Annotated in this window: 21 protein-coding genes; 18 read left to right on the top strand and 3 right to left on the bottom strand. The window is 61.0% G+C overall.

Features of this window, described 5'->3' with window-relative positions; all coding sequences use genetic code 11:
• The first annotated feature begins 120 nt into the window (after positions 1–120).
• The 13 genes from urtB to ureC all read left to right on the top strand — a co-directional run bounded on the left by urtB (position 121) and on the right by ureC (position 10,982).
• On the top strand, positions 121–1,734 hold the full coding sequence (gene urtB / locus PIB16_RS23370; protein WP_271046423.1) for an urea ABC transporter permease subunit UrtB: 1,614 nt from the start codon (positions 121–123) through the stop codon (positions 1,732–1,734).
• Positions 1,731–2,906 (top strand): urea ABC transporter permease subunit UrtC, encoded by a 1,176-nt coding sequence (gene urtC / locus PIB16_RS23365; RefSeq protein ID WP_080856711.1) that lies wholly within the window; start codon positions 1,731–1,733, stop codon positions 2,904–2,906. Before urtB ends, urtC begins: the two co-directional genes overlap by 4 nt.
• Before the next feature lie 7 nt (positions 2,907–2,913).
• Positions 2,914–3,675, top strand: coding sequence for an urea ABC transporter ATP-binding protein UrtD (gene urtD, locus PIB16_RS23360; RefSeq protein ID WP_271046422.1), 762 nt, complete (start codon positions 2,914–2,916; stop codon positions 3,673–3,675).
• 196 nt (positions 3,676–3,871) lie between these two features.
• On the top strand, positions 3,872–4,567 hold the full coding sequence (urtE, locus tag PIB16_RS23350) for an urea ABC transporter ATP-binding subunit UrtE (RefSeq protein WP_078051688.1): 696 nt from the start codon (positions 3,872–3,874) through the stop codon (positions 4,565–4,567).
• Between the two features lie 255 nt (positions 4,568–4,822).
• Positions 4,823–6,076, top strand: coding sequence for an alpha/beta hydrolase family esterase (locus PIB16_RS23345; RefSeq protein ID WP_271046421.1), 1,254 nt, complete (start codon positions 4,823–4,825; stop codon positions 6,074–6,076).
• The gene (locus PIB16_RS23340) at positions 5,983–6,834 is read left to right on the top strand and encodes an urease accessory protein UreD (protein WP_271046420.1); all 852 of its coding nucleotides are present in this window, start codon (positions 5,983–5,985) and stop codon (positions 6,832–6,834) included. Before PIB16_RS23345 ends, PIB16_RS23340 begins: the two co-directional genes overlap by 94 nt.
• 105 nt (positions 6,835–6,939) lie before the next feature.
• Positions 6,940–7,242 (top strand): urease subunit gamma, encoded by a 303-nt coding sequence (locus PIB16_RS23335; protein ID WP_003520609.1) that lies wholly within the window; start codon positions 6,940–6,942, stop codon positions 7,240–7,242.
• A gap of 11 nt (positions 7,243–7,253) precedes the next feature.
• The gene (locus PIB16_RS23330; protein ID WP_078051690.1) at positions 7,254–7,511 is read left to right on the top strand and encodes a DUF1272 domain-containing protein; all 258 of its coding nucleotides are present in this window, start codon (positions 7,254–7,256) and stop codon (positions 7,509–7,511) included.
• Between the two features lie 18 nt (positions 7,512–7,529).
• The gene (locus PIB16_RS23325; protein ID WP_020808767.1) at positions 7,530–7,835 is read left to right on the top strand and encodes an urease subunit beta; all 306 of its coding nucleotides are present in this window, start codon (positions 7,530–7,532) and stop codon (positions 7,833–7,835) included.
• A gap of 1 nt (position 7,836) precedes the next feature.
• A complete protein-coding gene (locus tag PIB16_RS23320; RefSeq protein WP_080856706.1) occupies positions 7,837–8,193 on the top strand; it encodes a GFA family protein in 357 nt (118 codons plus the stop codon).
• A gap of 9 nt (positions 8,194–8,202) precedes the next feature.
• Positions 8,203–8,619 (top strand): lysozyme inhibitor LprI family protein, encoded by a 417-nt coding sequence (locus PIB16_RS23315; RefSeq protein WP_442866794.1) that lies wholly within the window; start codon positions 8,203–8,205, stop codon positions 8,617–8,619.
• Positions 8,620–8,623: 4 nt separating this feature from the next.
• Positions 8,624–9,268 carry a Urease operon accessory protein gene (locus PIB16_RS23310; protein WP_271046418.1) on the top strand — a complete coding sequence of 215 codons (645 nt, stop codon included), beginning with the start codon at positions 8,624–8,626 and terminating at the stop codon, positions 9,266–9,268.
• Positions 9,269–9,272: 4 nt separating this feature from the next.
• On the top strand, positions 9,273–10,982 hold the full coding sequence (gene ureC / locus PIB16_RS23305; RefSeq protein WP_065655120.1) for an urease subunit alpha: 1,710 nt from the start codon (positions 9,273–9,275) through the stop codon (positions 10,980–10,982).
• Positions 10,983–11,000: 18 nt separating this feature from the next.
• Here the strand turns inward: ureC and PIB16_RS23300 are convergent, their stop codons facing one another.
• Together PIB16_RS23300 and PIB16_RS23295 are read right to left on the bottom strand one after the other, a co-directional pair.
• Positions 11,001–11,327 carry a hypothetical protein gene (locus PIB16_RS23300; protein WP_078051692.1) on the bottom strand — a complete coding sequence of 109 codons (327 nt, stop codon included), beginning with the start codon at positions 11,325–11,327 and terminating at the stop codon, positions 11,001–11,003.
• Positions 11,324–11,827: a hypothetical protein gene (locus tag PIB16_RS23295; protein WP_065655118.1), complete on the bottom strand. Its 504-nt coding sequence runs from the start codon at positions 11,825–11,827 to the stop codon at positions 11,324–11,326. The genes PIB16_RS23300 and PIB16_RS23295 overlap by 4 nt, the downstream gene beginning before the upstream one ends.
• A gap of 223 nt (positions 11,828–12,050) precedes the next feature.
• Between PIB16_RS23295 and PIB16_RS23290 the strand changes: the two genes are divergently transcribed.
• The 5 genes from PIB16_RS23290 to aidB all read left to right on the top strand — a co-directional run bounded on the left by PIB16_RS23290 (position 12,051) and on the right by aidB (position 15,632).
• Positions 12,051–12,587 carry a peroxiredoxin gene (locus tag PIB16_RS23290; RefSeq protein ID WP_271046417.1) on the top strand — a complete coding sequence of 179 codons (537 nt, stop codon included), beginning with the start codon at positions 12,051–12,053 and terminating at the stop codon, positions 12,585–12,587.
• Positions 12,588–12,942: 355 nt separating this feature from the next.
• Positions 12,943–13,428, top strand: coding sequence for an urease accessory protein UreE (gene ureE / locus PIB16_RS23285; RefSeq protein ID WP_003520598.1), 486 nt, complete (start codon positions 12,943–12,945; stop codon positions 13,426–13,428).
• A 3-nt stretch (positions 13,429–13,431) separates the two neighbouring features.
• Positions 13,432–14,103, top strand: a complete 672-nt coding sequence (locus PIB16_RS23280; protein ID WP_271046416.1) for an urease accessory protein UreF — start codon at positions 13,432–13,434, stop codon at positions 14,101–14,103.
• A gap of 89 nt (positions 14,104–14,192) precedes the next feature.
• The gene (gene ureG / locus PIB16_RS23275; RefSeq protein ID WP_003520595.1) at positions 14,193–14,804 is read left to right on the top strand and encodes an urease accessory protein UreG; all 612 of its coding nucleotides are present in this window, start codon (positions 14,193–14,195) and stop codon (positions 14,802–14,804) included.
• A 3-nt stretch (positions 14,805–14,807) separates the two neighbouring features.
• Positions 14,808–15,632 (top strand): AidB family quorum-quenching N-acyl homoserine lactonase, encoded by an 825-nt coding sequence (aidB, locus tag PIB16_RS23270; RefSeq protein WP_271046415.1) that lies wholly within the window; start codon positions 14,808–14,810, stop codon positions 15,630–15,632.
• 72 nt (positions 15,633–15,704) lie between these two features.
• On the opposite strand, the gene PIB16_RS23265 is transcribed toward aidB, so the two are convergent.
• Positions 15,705–16,394, bottom strand: a complete 690-nt coding sequence (locus tag PIB16_RS23265) for a Crp/Fnr family transcriptional regulator (protein ID WP_078051694.1) — start codon at positions 16,392–16,394, stop codon at positions 15,705–15,707.
• Positions 16,395–16,790: the final 396 nt, after the last annotated feature.

Raw genomic sequence — 16,790 nt, 5'->3', positions numbered from 1 at the left:
CGTCTTGCCGATCTCCCCCCTTGAGGGGGAGATGCCCGGCAGGGCAGAGGGGGGTGAAGCCGCATATTCAGGTCGCGCCAAATTCAAACGCCCCGTCGCAAACCGCCCAAGGAACCCGACATGACGATCCGATCTTTTCTCGGAGCCATCTTCCTCTGGCTCACCCTGGGGATCGCAGCCCAATCCGTCGCGCAAAGCGAACCCAAGGCGCTGATCGACCAGCTCGGCACGGCGGATTTCAAGCAGGCCGAAGTGCTGATCGGGCAGATTGCCGCCACGGGCGATGCGCGTGTCGTGCCGGCGCTCGAGGCTTTTGCGGCGGGCGATCTTTACGTGCGCAAGGCCGACAATCTGGTGTTCATGGCAAAGCCGGCAGGTTCCAATTTTACGCTGATCGACCCGCTGACGGGCGAAAGTGCGGGTGAAGCGCCGAAGGCGGCTGTCAGCAAGATCAAGGTCAACAATAATCTGCGCCGCGTCATCCGCGCCGCTCTTGGCGGCCTGACCCTGCTCAGCCCGGAAAAATCCGTGCGGCTTTCCGCGGCAGACGCCGTTCTGAAAGCGCCGAGCGCCGAAAATCTCGAATTGCTGGAAGCGGCCATCGCCAAGGAGGCCGATACTGAGGTGCGGACCCGGATGGAGGAGGCGCGGGCTGTCTCGCTGCTCTCCTCCGAACGTTCGCTCGAACAGAAGAAAGAGGCAATCGCCACCATCAAGAGCCTTGGCGGGCGCGATGCGATCGGCATTCTGATGGCGGCCTCCTCGTCGGTGGATCAGAGCCTGAAACCGGATATCGACAGCGCCATATCGAGCATCGAAAGCTCCCTTGCCTTCTGGGACTATGCGCAGAATGTCTGGTACGGCCTGTCGCTCGGTTCCGTGCTTTTGCTCGCCGCCATCGGCCTTGCCATCACCTTCGGCGTCATGGGCATCATCAACATGGCGCATGGCGAGATGGTGATGATCGGCGCCTATTCCACCTTCATGGTGCAGGAGGTGATCCGCACGCATTTCCCCGGCCTTTTCGACTGGTCGCTGGCGATTGCTCTGCCCGCCGCCTTTCTGGTGACGGCCTTGGTCGGCCTCGTGATGGAGCGCGGTGTCATCCGCTTTCTTTACGGGCGGCCGCTGGAAACGCTTCTCGCCACCTGGGGCATCTCGCTCATCCTGCAACAGGGCGTGCGCTCCATCTTCGGCCCCACCAATCGGGAAGTCGGCAGCCCGAGCTGGATGTCCGGCTCCTTCAGCGTCGGTTATCTCAATTTCACCTGGAACCGGGTGTGGATCGTCTGCTTCTCGCTGTCGGTATTCTTCGCGCTGCTGGTTCTCCTGAAGCGCTCCGCCTTCGGGTTGCAGATGCGCGCCGTGACGCAGAACCGCCGCATGGCCTCTTCCATGGGCATCCGAACCCCCTGGGTGGATGCCTTTACCTTCGCGCTTGGTTCGGGCGTTGCCGGTCTCGCCGGCGTGGCGTTGTCGCAGATCGACAACGTCTCGCCCAATCTCGGCCAGAGCTACATCATCGACAGTTTCATGGTGGTGGTGTTCGGCGGTGTCGGCAATCTCTGGGGAACGCTGGTTGGCGCCCTGTCTCTCGGCGTGCTCAACAAGTTCCTCGAGCCAACGGTGGGCGCCGTGCTCGGCAAGATCCTCGTGCTCGTTCTCATCATCCTGTTCATCCAGAAGCGGCCGCGCGGTCTCTTCGCACTCAAGGGAAGGGCGATCGAAGCATGATTACCGGCTTCCTCCTGCGCGCGCTCGACCGCCGCATTTCCATCGCCATCGGCATCATTCTGGCCATCGCCGTGCTGGTGCCAGCCTCCAACCTGCTGCTGCCGGCCGACAGCGCGTTCCGCATTCCGACCTATATCATGTCGATGCTTGGCAAATATCTGGCCTATGCGCTGCTGGCGCTCGCGCTCGATCTCGTCTGGGGTTATTGCGGCATTCTCTCACTTGGCCACGCCGCCTTCTTCGCGCTCGGAGGTTATGCCATGGGCATGTATCTGATGCGGCAGATCGGCACGCGCGGGGTTTATGGCCATCCGGTGCTGCCCGATTTCATGGTGTTCCTCAACTGGAAGGAACTGCCGTGGTTCTGGCAGGGCTTCGACATGTTCTGGTTTGCGGCGCTCATGGTGCTTGTCGTGCCGGGGCTGCTCGCCTTCGTGTTCGGCTGGTTCGCCTTCCGCTCGCGCGTCAACGGCGTATATCTCTCCATCATCACCCAGGCCATGACCTACGCCCTGCTGCTCGCCTTCTTCCGCAACGACATGGGTTTCGGCGGCAATAATGGCCTGACCGATTTCAAGGATATTCTCGGCTTTTCCGTGCAGGCGGATGGCACGCGGGCCGTGCTGTTCGCCATGACGGCGGTAATGCTTGCGATCTCGCTTTTGATCGCGTCCGGCATCGTCAATTCCAAGTTCGGCAAGGTGCTGGTGGGCGTGCGGGATGCCGAAAGCCGGGTGCGCTTCCTCGGTTTCCGGGTGGAAAACATCAAGCTTTTCACCTTCGTCGTGTCGGCCATGATGGCGGGCATTGCCGGGGCGCTGTTCGTACCGCAGGTGGGCATCATCAATCCCGGCGAATTTTCGCCCGCCAACTCCATCGAAGTGGTGGTGTGGACGGCGGTGGGCGGGCGCGGCACGCTGATCGGGCCGATCATCGGGGCGCTGCTGGTCAACGGCGGGAAAAGCTATTTCACCGGCGCTTTCCCGGAATTCTGGCTGTTTGCGCTGGGTGGGCTGTTCATCGCGGTGACGCTGTTCTTCCCCAAGGGCATCGTCGGCACGCTGCAACACTATCTGGCCCGGCGGCGCGAAAAGCGGGTCGCGCTTGCGGCAGCCGACGCCCAGCCGGGCAATGACAGCGGCTCGACAGTGGCGCAACAGGCGGCGGAGTGAGGCGGACATGAACACGATTTCCGAAAACAGAACCAAAAGCCTGCTTTATCTTGACGGCGTCTCGGTGTCCTTCGATGGTTTCAGGGCGCTCAATTCCCTCTCCTTCGTGGTGGAACCCGGTGAGCTGCGCGCCATTATCGGCCCGAATGGGGCTGGCAAGACGACGATGATGGATATCATCACCGGCAAGACAAGGCCGGATACGGGCACGGTGCTGTTCGAAGACAGTATCGACCTCACCAAAAAGGACGAGGCGGATATCGCCCAGCTCGGCATCGGGCGGAAGTTCCAGAAGCCGACGGTGTTTGAAAGCCATACCGTCTGGGACAATCTGGAACTGGCGCTCAACCGCAAGCGCGGGGTGTTCGCGACGCTGTTTTACCGGCTGACGGAGCAAGACAAAGCCCGCATCGAGGAAATCCTCGCCACCGTGCGCCTTAGCCACCGCCGCGGCGATCTTGCCGCCAACCTCTCGCACGGCCAGAAACAATGGCTGGAAATCGGCATGCTCCTGGCGCAGGAGCCGAAGCTGCTGCTGGTGGATGAGCCGGTGGCCGGCATGACGGATGCGGAAACGGCCGAAACCGCCGTGCTTTTGAAGGAAATCGCCAAGACCCGTTCGGTTGTGGTGGTGGAGCACGACATGGGTTTCATCCGCGAGCTGGGGGTGAAGGTGACGTGCCTTGCCGAAGGCTCGGTGCTGGCTGAAGGGTCGATCGATTTTGTGTCCAGCGATCCGAAGGTGATCGAGAATTATCTGGGGCGGTGATGGAAGCGTCTGCGTTGGCCATACCCCCCTCTGCCCTGCCGGGCATCTCCCCCTCAAGGGGGGAGATCGGCAAGCGGCGAAAACTCTGCCCATGGAACGGGCGGGTGCGGCATCTGATCTCCCCCCTTGAGGGGGAGATGCCCGGCAGGGCAGAGGGGGGTAACGCCGCCCACCATACCGCCAATGGAGTTTCATCATGCTGAACGTCGAAAACATCAACCTCCATTACGGCGCAGCCCAAGCGCTCCGCGGCGTTTCGCTGACGGCGGAGATGGGCAAGATCACCTGTGTCCTCGGCCGCAACGGGGTGGGCAAAAGCTCGCTGCTTCGGGCCGTTACCGGCCAGCACGCCATCAGTGCCGGGACGATCAGCTTTGAAGGGACGGCGCTTGATGGGCTGGCGCCTTACCACCGGGCCAAGCGCGGCGTCGGCTACGTGCCGCAGGGGCGCGAGATTTTTCCGCTGCTCAGCGTGCAGGAGAATCTCGAAAGCGGCTATGCGCCGCTGCCGCGTAAGGAACGGTTTATCCCGGATGATATTTTCAGCCTGTTTCCGGTACTGCAATCCATGCTGGGAAGACGCGGCGGCGATCTCTCCGGCGGCCAGCAGCAGCAGCTCGCCATCGGCCGGGCTTTGGTGACGCGGCCAAAAATCCTCGTGCTCGACGAGCCGACCGAGGGTATTCAGCCGTCGATCATCAAGGATATCGGCCGGGCGATCAAATATCTGCGCGATTCCACCGGCATGGCGATCCTGCTGGTCGAGCAATATCTGGATTTCTGCCGCGAGCTTGCCGATTACGTCTATATCATGGACCGCGGTGAAATCGTGCATCAGGGGCTGGCCGAAACGCTGGATACGCCGGAAGCGCGGCGTCACCTGACAGTATAAATCGAGACTAAAAATGCCGCACGCCGATCACGGCGTGCAAACGGCCGATTAATATTTTGAAAGCCTATGCGTCTCGACATGGCTTTCATGCGCAATTTTAGCATTTCATTGAATAAAAGCCTGTGATATTGGCAGCGAAAATGCTGCATGCGAGACACAGGAAAAGTCTATTCGCACGCCGCGACAGTTGATCCCTTACATTCCACGCACGTCCGACGTATCGTCGGGAAAACCGTGCCCAATAAAGGCGTGTCAATGAATCAAGACTTTGCCATTGGCCGGGCCGCCCGGCTGTTCCGCTCCGCCCGCACCCTTTTTCTGGGTGTTGCGATGTGCGCGAGCGCCGGTGTCGCAGCGTCGGCATCGACCTGCGGTCAGTTGCCCGGACCCGGCATGGAGCCGGGCAGGCATGATTTTTCCATTCTCTCCAACGGTGAAAAACGCGACGGCGTCTATTTTGTTCCCTCGGCCTATGACGGAAAAAAGCCGCTGCCCGTGGTGTTCGATTTCCATGGCTCCAACAGCAATCCCCATGGCCAGCTGAACCGCAGCGGCTGGGACAAGCTGGCCGAACGTGACGGTCTGGTGGTGGTGGCGCTGGCCGGCAGCCTGAATGGCGAATTGCCCGGCACCCATGCCTGGAATGTTCCCGGTGTTACCAAGCGTCCGGGCGGGCTGGACGAGGTCGGTTTCATCCGCGATGCCATCACCATGGTGAAGGGCAAGTTCTGCGTGGATGAGGAGCGTTTTTACGGTTCCGGTTATTCCGGCGGCGGGCGCATGCTCTCGCAATTCATCTGCAATGGCAGCGCGGATTTCACCGCTGCCGGTTTCGTCGCCTCGCTGCGCGCGGGTTATCCGCTGGAGACCGACGGCAAATGGGGACCGGATGCGGCAAGCTGCACGCCGGCGCGGCCGATGTCCATCATCGCCTTTGCCGGCTTGAAGGATCCCGCCAACCCCTATCAGGGCGGCGGCAAGTCCTATTGGCAATATGGCGGCGAGACGGCGCTGAAGCGCTGGGCCGAGATGGACGGCTGCAAAGGTGCTGCCAAAAGCAAGGTGGGCGAAAGTTTCACCGTCAATTCCTATGATGTCTGCAAGGCCGGCGCACGCATTCAGTCCTATGTCATCAACGACTGGGACCACGCCTGGCCGCGCGCCACCATGAAGGCGGAAGTGCTGGCCGCAAGCGCCGTCGTTACCCGCAAGCCGGGCGGCGAACAGACGCCGAAGGCGGAACCGGCCCTGGAGCGCAAGATGCCCACAGGCGAAGTGACGCGCACGGTTGATGCGGCGGAAAGAATGTGGGATTTCTTCCGCAATACGGAAGGGCAGCTGGTCGTGGATGCCGTCGTCAAGAAGGATTGCGGCGCAAAGGCCTCGTCCACTTCCGCAACCGCTTCGGAGACCGCGTGCAGCCAGAACAGCAAGCCATCGGCCCTTCCGGTCGCCAAGACGCTCAACCTGTCCGGCAGCAGCGCGCCCGTGGCAGAGGACGCATTGTAACCAAAGCGGTTGAAGGGCGCAGCCGGCTGGAGGAACTGTTCCAGGAAGGCTGCGCCAAAATCCGCCTGCCGGATACGTTTTCGAACGAAGCCGAAGCCATTCTCATCAATTCTTCTGGCGGCCTGACCGGCGGAGACGAACTTGAATGGCAGGCAGTCGCCGGCGCCGGCACCTCGCTGGTGGTAACCACGCAGGCCTGCGAGAAGGTCTATAAGGCATCCTCCGGCACAGCCACCGTTACCGCCCGGGTTTCCGCCGGGCCGGGCGCCAGATTGCACTGGCTGCCGCAGGAAACAATCCTTTTCGACCGGGCGTCGCTGAGCCGCCGGCTGGAAGCCGATCTCGACCAAACTTCCGAATTCATCGCTGTCGAAGCCGTGCTGCTCGGCCGCCAGGCCATGGGCGAGGCGATGGCGCATGGTCTTTTCCGCGACCGCTGGCGCATTCGCCACGGCGGCAAGCTGGTGCATGCCGAAGAGCTTCTGCTGCAAGGCGAGGTAGCGGCGCTGACCGCGAAACCGGCGGTTCTGGCCGGTCAGGTCGCCTTTGCGACGCTGCTTTATATCGGGCCTCTCTCCGAGGCGCTTCTGCCTAAAATCCGGGCTATTGCCGGGGAAAGCGGCGGCGCCAGCGAATGGCAGGGCAAGCTTGTCGTTCGCGTCTCTGCCGCCGATGGTTTCTCCTTGAGAAAATTGCTTTTTCCGATCATTTCGCTCTTGCGAAACGGCGCGCCAGTGCCGAAAGTCTGGAATCTGTAAACCCTTCGGATCGTCGGCAACCGGCGGCCTTCGGGGTCTGTCAACATGTCGGATCTGCTTGCCGCAACCATGCTTGCGGAACAGGTTCCAAGCTGCGGGACCACGATGAACCTTAGCCCAAGAGAAAAAGACAAGCTGCTGATTTCCATGGCCGCCATGGTGGCGCGCCGCCGGCTGGAACGCGGCGTGAAGCTGAACTATCCCGAAGCGATTGCGCTGATTACCGATTTCGTGGTCGAGGGCGCTCGCGACGGCCGTGCCGTGGCGGAGCTTATGGAAGCGGGCGCGCATGTCATCTCCCGTGATCAGGTGATGGATGGCATTGCCGAGATGATTCACGATGTGCAGGTGGAAGCGACGTTTCCCGATGGCACCAAGCTGGTGACCGTTCACGAACCGATACGGTAAGGGGAGCGAATATGGCGCTGGAGCTTCGGCCCAATTGCGAATGCTGCGACCGCGATCTTGCTCCCGACAGCCGGGATGCGATGATCTGCTCGTTCGAATGCACCTTCTGCGTCGATTGCGTGACGGATGTGCTTCACGGCGCCTGCCCGAATTGCGGCGGTGAGCTGGTTCGCAGGCCCGTTCGCCCGGCGGCGAAACTCGTCAATAATCCCGCGTCGACACGGCGCGTCCTGAAGGCCGAAGGCTGCACGGCGGCCAAAGTTGCTTGAGACAAAAGGGGAAATACCATGAAACCCGGCGAAATCATTGCCGCAGAGGGCAGCATCGAACTCAATGCCGGCCAGCCGACCGTGACCATCGAAGTCGCCAATTCGGGCGACCGGCCGGTGCAGGTGGGCAGCCACTATCATTTCTTCGAGACCAATGCGGGTCTTCTCTTTGACCGCGACAAGGCGCGCGGCATGCGCCTTGATATTCCCGCCGGCACGGCGGTTCGTTTCGAACCCGGCCAGAAGCGGGAAGTGACGCTGGTGCCGCTTTCCGGCAAGCGCGAGGTTTACGGTTTCCGTCAACAGGTCATGGGGAGGTTATGAAATGGCGACGGCGCATTATCATGGAAGCTGCCAGTGCGGCGATGTGAGCTTCGAGGTCGACGCCGATCTCGATCATACCATCATCTGCAATTGTTCGCGCTGCAAGCGTCTCGGTTCCACGCTCGCCTTCGCGCCGCGTGAGAAATTCACGCTGCTTTCCGGCGAGGACAAGCTGGCGGAATATCTCTTCAACAAACACAAGATTCATCACCTTTTCTGCTCCACCTGCGGCATCGAGAGCTTTGCTTATGCCGATGGGCCGGATGGCACGCCGATGGTGGCGGTCAATGCCAATTGTCTCGATGGTGTCGATCCCCGGGCGTTGAAGCCGCAGGCTTTCGATGGCGCGGCGGCCTGAGCGATGGAGATGAGCCGAAAAAACGTCCTTCTGGCGACCGTGCTTCTCTGCGCGACCGCCGGCCTGTCCATGTCGGCCGCCGCACAGGGCGATCCGGATTGCAAGGCCCCGCAGACGCAGGCGGACATGACCATCTGCGCCGGCAAGGATTACGAAAAGGCCGACAAGCAGTTGAACGCCGAATATCAGAAGCTGCGCAAGCTGCTCACCGAGCGCGATAAAACGGCGGATGCAGACGGCAAGGGTGCGACCGACACGCTGGTGACCGCCCAGCGTGCCTGGGTGGCGTTTCGTGACGCCAATTGCGCGCTTTCAGGCTTTCAGGCCCGTGGCGGCTCGATGGAACCGATGCTGATTTCCTCCTGCCTCGCCGAGATGAGCGGCAAGCGGGCGGAAGAATTGCGTCAGTTGTCGGAAGGTTTCTGAACGCATGGGGCGGCGCATCACGATCGTTGGAAACGGGGAACTGCCGCCGGGCGCAGCCCGGCTCATCGACCGTTCGGACATCGTCATCCGCTTCAACGATTGCCGGTCGCTGGGGCTGGGCGGCACGCGCACCGATGTTGTGGCGGTGTGTAACACCGGGCGGCCGGGTCTCGAGATGACCGAGGGAACCGAATGGCGCGAGAGTGACGGTGTGCGGCAGGCCGCCGTCATCTGGTCCGTGCGTGATCCCGCGAAATTTTCCGAAATGGAACCGGACATACGCGCATGCTGGCCGGAACTGACCGATTTCTGCGCCGATTACACCGAAGGCTTTGCCGCCATCGCCCGGGAAACCGGCAAGGGTCATATCGTCATTCCGCGCGGTGTGCATGAAAGGCTCGATGCCGCGCTCGAAGCCTATGCGCCCATGCCCTATGTCTGCCCCAGCACCGGTCTTTTTGCCATCGCCCATGTTCTTGAGAGCGTGAGCGACGATGGCGACGAGGTGGCGATTGCCGGTTTCGGCCATCAGGGCTGGAGCGGCCATCCCTTTGCTGCCGAACAACAGCTGGTCGAAGCCCTTGCGGGCGAGGGCCGGCTGACACGAATTTCTCCCACATCGATTTTCTCCGCGTCCGAAGGAGCCTGAGCCCATGCCCTACAAGATTTCCCGCGCCGCCTATGCCGGCATGTTCGGCCCGACCGTTGGCGACAAGGTGCGTCTTGCCGATACTGAACTCTTCATCGAGATCGAGAAGGACCACACGATCTATGGCGAGGAAGTGAAATTCGGCGGCGGCAAGGTCATTCGCGACGGCATGGGCCAGAGCCAGGCGACGCGGGCCGAAGGCGCGGTTGATACCGTCATCACCAATGTGGTGATCGTTGACCATAGCGGCATCTACAAGGCGGATGTGGGCCTGAAGAACGGCCGCATCCACGCTATCGGCAAGGCGGGCAATCCCGATACGCAGCCCGGCGTGACGATCATCGTCGGCCCGTCGACCGAGGCGATTGCCGGCGAAGGCAAAATTCTGACGGCTGGCGGCATGGACGCGCATATCCACTACATCTGCCCGCAGCAGATCGAAGAAGCGCTGATGAGCGGTGTGACCTGCATGTTGGGCGGCGGCTCCGGTCCGGCGCATGGCACGCTCGCCACCACCTGCACCGGCGCATGGCATATCGAGCGGATGATCGAGAGCTTCGATGCCTTCCCGATGAATTTGGCGCTGGCCGGCAAGGGCAATGCCTCGCTGCCTGCCCCTCTGGAAGAGATGATCCTTGCCGGCGCGTCGTCGCTGAAGCTGCATGAGGACTGGGGCACGACACCGGCCGCCATTGACAATTGCCTGACGGTGGCCGATCAATACGATGTGCAGGTGATGATCCACACCGACACGCTGAACGAAAGCGGTTTCGTGGAAGATACGGTCGCCGCCATCCGTGGCCGTACCATCCACGCCTTCCACACCGAAGGGGCGGGCGGCGGGCACGCGCCTGATATCATCAAGGTCTGCGGCAATCCCAACGTCATTCCGTCTTCCACCAACCCGACACGGCCCTATACCGTCAATACGCTCGCCGAACATCTGGACATGCTGATGGTGTGCCACCATTTGTCGCCGTCGATCCCTGAAGATATCGCTTTTGCCGAAAGCCGCATCCGCAAGGAAACCATCGCGGCGGAGGATATTCTCCATGATATCGGCGCGTTTTCGATCATCTCTTCCGACAGCCAGGCCATGGGCCGCGTCGGCGAAGTGGCGATCCGCACCTGGCAGACGGCCGACAAGATGAAGCGCCAGCGCGGCCGCCTGAAGGAAGAGACCGGCGAAAACGACAATTTCCGTGTCCGCCGTTACATCGCCAAATATACCATCAATCCCGCCATCGCCCAGGGTGTCAGCCACGAGATCGGCTCCATCGAAGTCGGCAAGCGCGCCGATCTGGTGTTGTGGAACCCGGCCTTTTTCGGCGTGAAGCCGGAGATGGTGCTGCTTGGCGGCTCGATTGCCGCCGCCCCGATGGGCGATCCGAACGCCTCCATTCCCACACCGCAGCCGATGCATTACCGGCCGATGTTCGCCGCCTATGGCAAGCTGCGCACCAATTCCTCGGTCACTTTCGTGTCGCAGGCGTCGCTGGATGCGGGGCTTGCGGGGCGCCTCGGGGTCGCCAAGAAGCTGTTGCCGGTGAAGAATGTGCGCGGTGGTATTTCCAAGGCGTCGATGATCCACAATTCGCTCACCCCCCATATCGAGGTCGATCCGGAAACCTACGAAGTGCGGGCGGATGGCGAGCTTTTGACCTGCGAACCGGCAACCGTGCTGCCGATGGCGCAGCGTTATTTCCTGTTTTGAGGAACGGCTGCTCCGCGCTCAGATGCACATGAGCGCGGTCAGCAGGCTTGCAACGCCGGCCATGAACAGCCCCATGGCCGCCATTGCGGGGACCTTTATCCTCGGCTGATCGATGATTGCGTCCGCTTCGCCCGCAAGCAGGGTTATGGCTTGCAGAAACAGGTAGAGGCAGAACAGCAAAGAGGCGCTGAAAAACAGGGCGGCTGGGTAAACCAGCCAATTGGAAAGGTCCGGCGTCCTGTTCTTGAAAGTGGCCAGAAGGAGGATCAGCGAAAGCCCGGCGCTGGCGATGATGCGGAAAACCGCCAGCATTTCCTTGGTCGATTCCTTGTTGCCGTCGTTCATTTGGACCGCTTGCGCCACCAGGACAGCCCCAGGATATCTTTCATCAGGTACGGCGGCTCGGTGTGGCTGTTGCGCTTGTCCTGAAATTTTTTCGATGAAGGCAGCTTTTCCTTCTCCGCTTGCCGCTTTGCATAGGTCTCCTCCCAGCAGGCGATGAATTCATCCGCGTGTCTGTAGCCAAGCTCGCAGGGCACTTTTCCGCTGCGCGCCGAGGCGCTGAGCGTTTCCACGTCAATGATGCGATGGGCGAATGCGCCCACCGCACTGGCCTGCAGAGTGACGACTTCATCGATGTACCATGACCGCCATTCGGCGAAACTCTTGCCGTCTACCTTTTCCGCGACCTTCCGCAGCAAGTCTCCATCCATCTTTTCGCAGACATCCGTGACCAGCCCTGCGACGAAGCCACGCAAATTGGAGCATTGCGGGCCGTCGCTATAGTCGAAATAGGCTCTGAGGGTACTGTCGAGATGATTGAGTACGCGATCTTTCAAAATCAATTTCAGTGTCTCCCGTTGGGTGGCGGAATATTACTTAAAAGTGTATTTATGTAAACTGTTCCTTATAGTTGTATCAGGTAGTATCGGGCCTGTTTGAATCTCCTTTGAAATCGGGATTTTTATGCTGCACCGCAGCGCGTCTTGCGCTATGGAAACGGCAAAAGAATTCCGCGCGGATCGATCCCAAGTGATCCCCGTAAAACGCCAGAACAGGAGACAAGACATGCTCGGCAAAAAAGTGCCCGCCGTAACCTTCCGCACGCGCGTTCGCGATGAGGCCGTCGGCGGCCCGAATCCTTTCCGTTGGCAGGACATGACCTCCGACGACTATTTCAAGGGCAAGAAGGTTGTCCTCTTCTCGCTGCCCGGCGCCTTCACGCCGACATGCTCGACCTACCAGCTGCCCGATTTCGAAAAGCTGGCACCCGAGTTCCGCGCGCTCGGCGTCGATGATATCTATTGCCTGTCGGTCAATGACGCCTTTGTCATGAATGCCTGGGCAAAGGGCCAGAACCTCGAAAACGTCAAGGTCATTCCGGATGGTTCGGGTGAGTTCACCCGCAAGATGGGCATGCTGGTCGCCAAGGACAATCTCGGTTTCGGCATGCGCTCCTGGCGTTACGCCGCCGTCGTCAACGATGGCGTCGTCGAGCAGTGGTTCGAGGAAGAGGGCTATTCGGACAATTGCGAATCTGACCCTTACGGCGTTTCCGCGCCGCAGAACATTCTGGAAAACCTCAAGGCACGCGCTGCGGCCTGATTTCGGTTTTAAGATTTTTGCGAAGGCCCGGCCGCAATGCCGGGCTTTTTTCGTTTTCTGGGACGTGATTGTCTTTCGCGGTGCCGCATCATCCGCACACCGTCACCCCGGATTAGATCCGGGGTCCAGCGCGATCAAGTCCTTGATCGCGAAAGACTCCTCTCACGGCGCAGACGCGCCGTGGCTGGATGCCGGATCCAGTCCGGCATGACGGAGGAGAAGTTGCCGGACGCCTCAAGTCTTTCTGTCTGCAATGCCGGCCTTTTTCACGCCTTGCATTGTATCCACCTTGAAATCACCCCGCCTATCCGGCAAAAATCAGACTCCCAAGACTGTTTCTGAAACGGATCATCCCATGCTGCGCGTCACCTCCTATCATCCGGCCGGAACCCCTGCCGACGAAGCTTCCGGTTATGTCACCCTGGCGCATGACCAGCGGCATCTGCGCCGCAAGCTTCTGCATCTGCAAAATGATGAGATGGTGATGCTGGACCTGAAGGAAGCCGTGCTGTTTGCCCATGGCGATCTTCTGGTGGTGGAGAACGGCGACCTGATCGAGGTCCGGGCGGCGGATGAAAAGCTGTTCGAAATCAAGGCGAAGGACCGCCTTCACCTGATCGAGCTCGCCTGGCATCTGGGCAACCGGCATCTTTCCGCGCAGATTGAGGAAGAGCGTATTCTCATCCTGCGCGACCATGTCATTCGCGCCATGCTGGAAGGTCTGGGCGCCACCGTGCGTGAGGTGGAAGAGCCCTTCCAGCCGGCGCGCGGCGCTTACCACGCCCATGGCGGCCATTCCCATGGGCATGACCACGGGCACCACCATCACGATCACGGCTGAGCCGTGAGTGAAGATCACGGCGTTGCCGCGTTGCTGCGGCTCATGGCCTGGATGTCGCCTGCCTTTCCCGTCGGCGGTTTTTCCTATTCCGGCGGGCTTGAAAAGGCGGTGGAGGATCGTCGCATCGGCGATGCGGCGGCCTTGCGCGACTGGCTCGAAACGCTGCTGCGCCACGGCAGCCTGTGGAACGATGCGGTGTTTCTGGCGCATGCCTGGCGCAGCGCCAGGGATGCGGCCATCTTGAGCGAAACGGCCGATCTGGCGCGGGCGCTGGCCGGTTCGGCGGAGCGATACCGCGAGACGGTGCTTCTGGGCGATGCCTTCGTTGCCGCCGCCGGCGCATGGCCGCATGCGGTTCTTGAGTTGTTGCCGAAAGACGTTCCTTATCCCATCGCCGTCGGCGCGGTCGCCGCCGGCCATGCGGTGCCGCTCAGGGAAACGGTTGCCGCCTTTTTGCATGCCGGCGCCTCGCAGATCGTTTCAGCGGGCATCCGCCTCGGGGTCGCGGGACAGAAGGATGGCGTTGCCATTCTGGCCGCAAGCGAAGCGATCATCGCAGAGATGGCGGCGCGGGCGATGCAATCCACGCTCGACGATCTCGGCAGCGCGACGATCATCGCCGATACGGCAGCCATGCGCCATGAAACGCAGGGCACCCGGCTTTTCCGGTCCTGAAAGGGCGGCACGATCCTTGCATATATTGAAGCGTCCCGTTGAGGGACTATGGTGAAACAAGACCAAAGCATATCGAAGGGAACAGAATGATGAAATCGGGTAATGGGCCGCTGCGCGTCGGCATTGGCGGGCCGGTCGGTTCTGGCAAGACGGCGCTGACGGAAAAGCTCTGCAAGGCGATGAGCGCCGATTATTCGGTCGCGGTCGTCACCAACGATATCTACACCAAGGAAGATGCCGAGGCGCTGGTGCGCATGCAGGCGCTGCCGTCCGAGCGTATCGTCGGGGTCGAGACGGGCGGTTGCCCGCATACGGCCATTCGTGAGGATGCGACGATCAATCTGCAGGCGATTGCCGGGCTCAATGCGCGGTTTCCCGATCTCGATGTGGTCTTCATCGAATCCGGCGGCGACAATCTCGCCGCGACCTTTTCGCCTGACCTCGCCGACATTACCATCTATGTGATCTCCGTCTGCCAGGGTGAGGAAATTCCGCGCAAGGGCGGGCCGGGCATCACCCGCTCTGACCTGCTGGTCATCAACAAGAAGGACCTTGCGCCCTATGTCGGTGCTGACCTCACCGTCATGGACAGCGATGCGACGCGCATGCGCAACGCCATGCCCTTCGTTTTCACCGATATGAAACGCGGCGACGGCGTGGATCGCATCGTCGGTTTTCTGAAAGAGCAGGGCGGTCTCTGAAATATGGCTATCGCCCGCCGTTTCGGTGCTTACGAGGTTTCCCGTTTTGTCGACGGTGTCTACAAGGCGCCGGTCGGCCATCTCATCCATCGTCAGGGCGCCGAAGCGCTGGCTGCAGCTCTTGCCGGCCATCAGGGCGAAACTGTGGATATGGACGTCAACTGCTTTGCGCTGTCCGGGCCTGAGGGCGTCTGGCTGATCGATGCCGGTTGCGGCACGGCCTGGGGTGAGGCCTATGGCCATGCCCGCGCGGCGATGATTGCCGCCGGGATTCAGCCGGCCGATGTGACGCGTATCATCCTCACTCATATTCATGGCGACCATGCGCTTGGCCTCATCGACGGTGACCAGCCTTATTTTCCCGATGCTGACATATGGGTTCCCGAGGCCGATCTCGGCTTTTTCAGCAGCGCGGAGGCGCGCAAGAGCCTGCCGCCGGCCCGGCAGGGCGGGTTCGACCTTGCCGCGCGGCTGCTCGACATTTGTGGCCCGATGCTGCGGCCGATCCCCATGGGCGTGGTTGCCGAGGGTATCGAGGCAGTCGCCATGCCCGGCCATACGCCGGGGCAAACCGGTTATCTGATCGGCAATGGCGATGAGCGGCTGTTATTATGGGGCGACGTGCTGCATGTGAGCGCGTTGCAGGTGAAAGATCCCGGCGTCGGTTTCGTCTACGATATCGATTCCGCGCTTGCTTATGAAACACGCCTCAAGGCGCTGGCCGAGGCAGCCGATCATGGCTGGCTGGTTTCCGGCGGTCATCTCGGCGGATTTTTCCGTGTCGAGCGGCAGGGCGACAGCTTCCGTTTTGTGCCGCAGCCGGACTGATTTTCCGATTTCGGACATGCAGAAGGGCGGAATGCCTGATGGCATCCCGCCCTTCATCCTCTCCCGGTATTTTCATATCTGCTTCAATGCGGCGACGTCATTGACCTGCACGATGCGTCCGCGCACGGTGACGCCAGCCTTTTTCAGTGCCGAAAAGGCGCGCGACAGTGCTTCCGGCGCGAGGCCGAGCTTGCCGGCGAGCAGGCTTTTCTGGAATGGCAGCCGCAGCGAAAAGGATGTCGCGTCGCGCGGGCCCTGATTGATGAGGTAATGGGCGACACGTTGCGGCGCCGTCTGCAGCCGGTCGTTCGCGATGCAATCCATCGTGGCCAGCAGGCTGTTGGACAGGCAGCGCATGACGGCCTTGGCGATGGCCGGCTCCTGATCGATCAGACTGCGGATTCTCGCAAGTTCGAACCGCGCCACGGTGCAGCTTTCCGCCGCCTGCGCGCTGTAGCGATAGGTATCGCTGCCGAAAATCAGGCATTCGTTGAAGGTATCGCCGGGGCCGCTGACGCGCACATCCGCCTCGCGCCCGTGCCGGTCCAGCCGGTAAAGCCTGACGTAACCCGAGAGCACGCAGTAGAAATGCTGCGCCGCTTCGCCTTCCTTGAAGAGCACATGGCGGGCGTTCACATTGGTGATGGTCGCCGCCTCCATCAGCTTCAATGCCGCCGCATCATCCGCTATCCCGATCAAGGGTGCACGCAGCAGAATGTTCCTGTCCCTGTTGCTCAGCTTCACGGTCTTGTTCACGTCCATCCGGCTCCCGCTCATACCTTTTGCCGGGCTGTCCGAAGCGAGACGAAACCGGGGATGTTCGTGTTCCCGCACGCCTATCTGAAAAGAGCTCATCGCATTATCCTTCGACCGGCAATTCCCGATGCGAGGGAGATTAGCAGTTCACCTGGAAAGCGAATTGATTTCGATCAAACAGAATTGCAGTCGTTACGGGAGGAAATGGTTCGTCCATTCGGGCTTAGAAGCACAGGGGGAATATGGAGCGGGCGAGCGCCGCATATTTCTTCTCCCCGAGGGGGAGAAGGTCGCGGCAGCGGGATGAGCGACTGTCTTTGATGTCAAGCGTTTTGCCATGGTTTGTTGTCTCTGATGATGGCGTTGAGCATTGTCAGAAGCTTTCGCATGGTTGCGACGGTA

Origin of the sequence: Agrobacterium sp. ST15.13.015, assembly GCF_027871645.1 — a bacterium.
GTDB classification, from domain to species: domain Bacteria; phylum Pseudomonadota; class Alphaproteobacteria; order Rhizobiales; family Rhizobiaceae; genus Agrobacterium; species Agrobacterium leguminum.
Note: the sequence above shows the minus strand (reverse complement) of the source record. Positions and strands in the feature narration are given on the sequence as shown.

Excerpts from the sequence above, each read along its gene's own strand:
- urtB (WP_271046423.1), top strand. The coding sequence starts at position 121 with ATGACGATCCGATCTTTTCTCGGAGCCATCTTCCTCTGGCTCACCCTG.
- urtC (WP_080856711.1), top strand. The coding sequence starts at position 1,731 with ATGATTACCGGCTTCCTCCTGCGCGCGCTCGACCGCCGCATTTCCATC.
- urtD (WP_271046422.1), top strand. The coding sequence starts at position 2,914 with ATGAACACGATTTCCGAAAACAGAACCAAAAGCCTGCTTTATCTTGAC.
- urtE (WP_078051688.1), top strand. The coding sequence starts at position 3,872 with ATGCTGAACGTCGAAAACATCAACCTCCATTACGGCGCAGCCCAAGCG.
- PIB16_RS23345 (WP_271046421.1), top strand. The coding sequence starts at position 4,823 with ATGAATCAAGACTTTGCCATTGGCCGGGCCGCCCGGCTGTTCCGCTCC.
- PIB16_RS23335 (WP_003520609.1), top strand. The coding sequence starts at position 6,940 with ATGAACCTTAGCCCAAGAGAAAAAGACAAGCTGCTGATTTCCATGGCC.
- PIB16_RS23330 (WP_078051690.1), top strand. The coding sequence starts at position 7,254 with ATGGCGCTGGAGCTTCGGCCCAATTGCGAATGCTGCGACCGCGATCTT.
- PIB16_RS23325 (WP_020808767.1), top strand. The coding sequence starts at position 7,530 with ATGAAACCCGGCGAAATCATTGCCGCAGAGGGCAGCATCGAACTCAAT.
- PIB16_RS23320 (WP_080856706.1), top strand. The coding sequence starts at position 7,837 with ATGGCGACGGCGCATTATCATGGAAGCTGCCAGTGCGGCGATGTGAGC.
- PIB16_RS23315 (WP_442866794.1), top strand. The coding sequence starts at position 8,203 with ATGAGCCGAAAAAACGTCCTTCTGGCGACCGTGCTTCTCTGCGCGACC.
- PIB16_RS23310 (WP_271046418.1), top strand. The coding sequence starts at position 8,624 with ATGGGGCGGCGCATCACGATCGTTGGAAACGGGGAACTGCCGCCGGGC.
- ureC (WP_065655120.1), top strand. The coding sequence starts at position 9,273 with ATGCCCTACAAGATTTCCCGCGCCGCCTATGCCGGCATGTTCGGCCCG.
- PIB16_RS23300 (WP_078051692.1), bottom strand. The coding sequence starts at position 11,327 with ATGAACGACGGCAACAAGGAATCGACCAAGGAAATGCTGGCGGTTTTC.
- PIB16_RS23290 (WP_271046417.1), top strand. The coding sequence starts at position 12,051 with ATGCTCGGCAAAAAAGTGCCCGCCGTAACCTTCCGCACGCGCGTTCGC.
- ureE (WP_003520598.1), top strand. The coding sequence starts at position 12,943 with ATGCTGCGCGTCACCTCCTATCATCCGGCCGGAACCCCTGCCGACGAA.
- ureG (WP_003520595.1), top strand. The coding sequence starts at position 14,193 with ATGAAATCGGGTAATGGGCCGCTGCGCGTCGGCATTGGCGGGCCGGTC.
- aidB (WP_271046415.1), top strand. The coding sequence starts at position 14,808 with ATGGCTATCGCCCGCCGTTTCGGTGCTTACGAGGTTTCCCGTTTTGTC.
- PIB16_RS23265 (WP_078051694.1), bottom strand. The coding sequence starts at position 16,394 with ATGGACGTGAACAAGACCGTGAAGCTGAGCAACAGGGACAGGAACATT.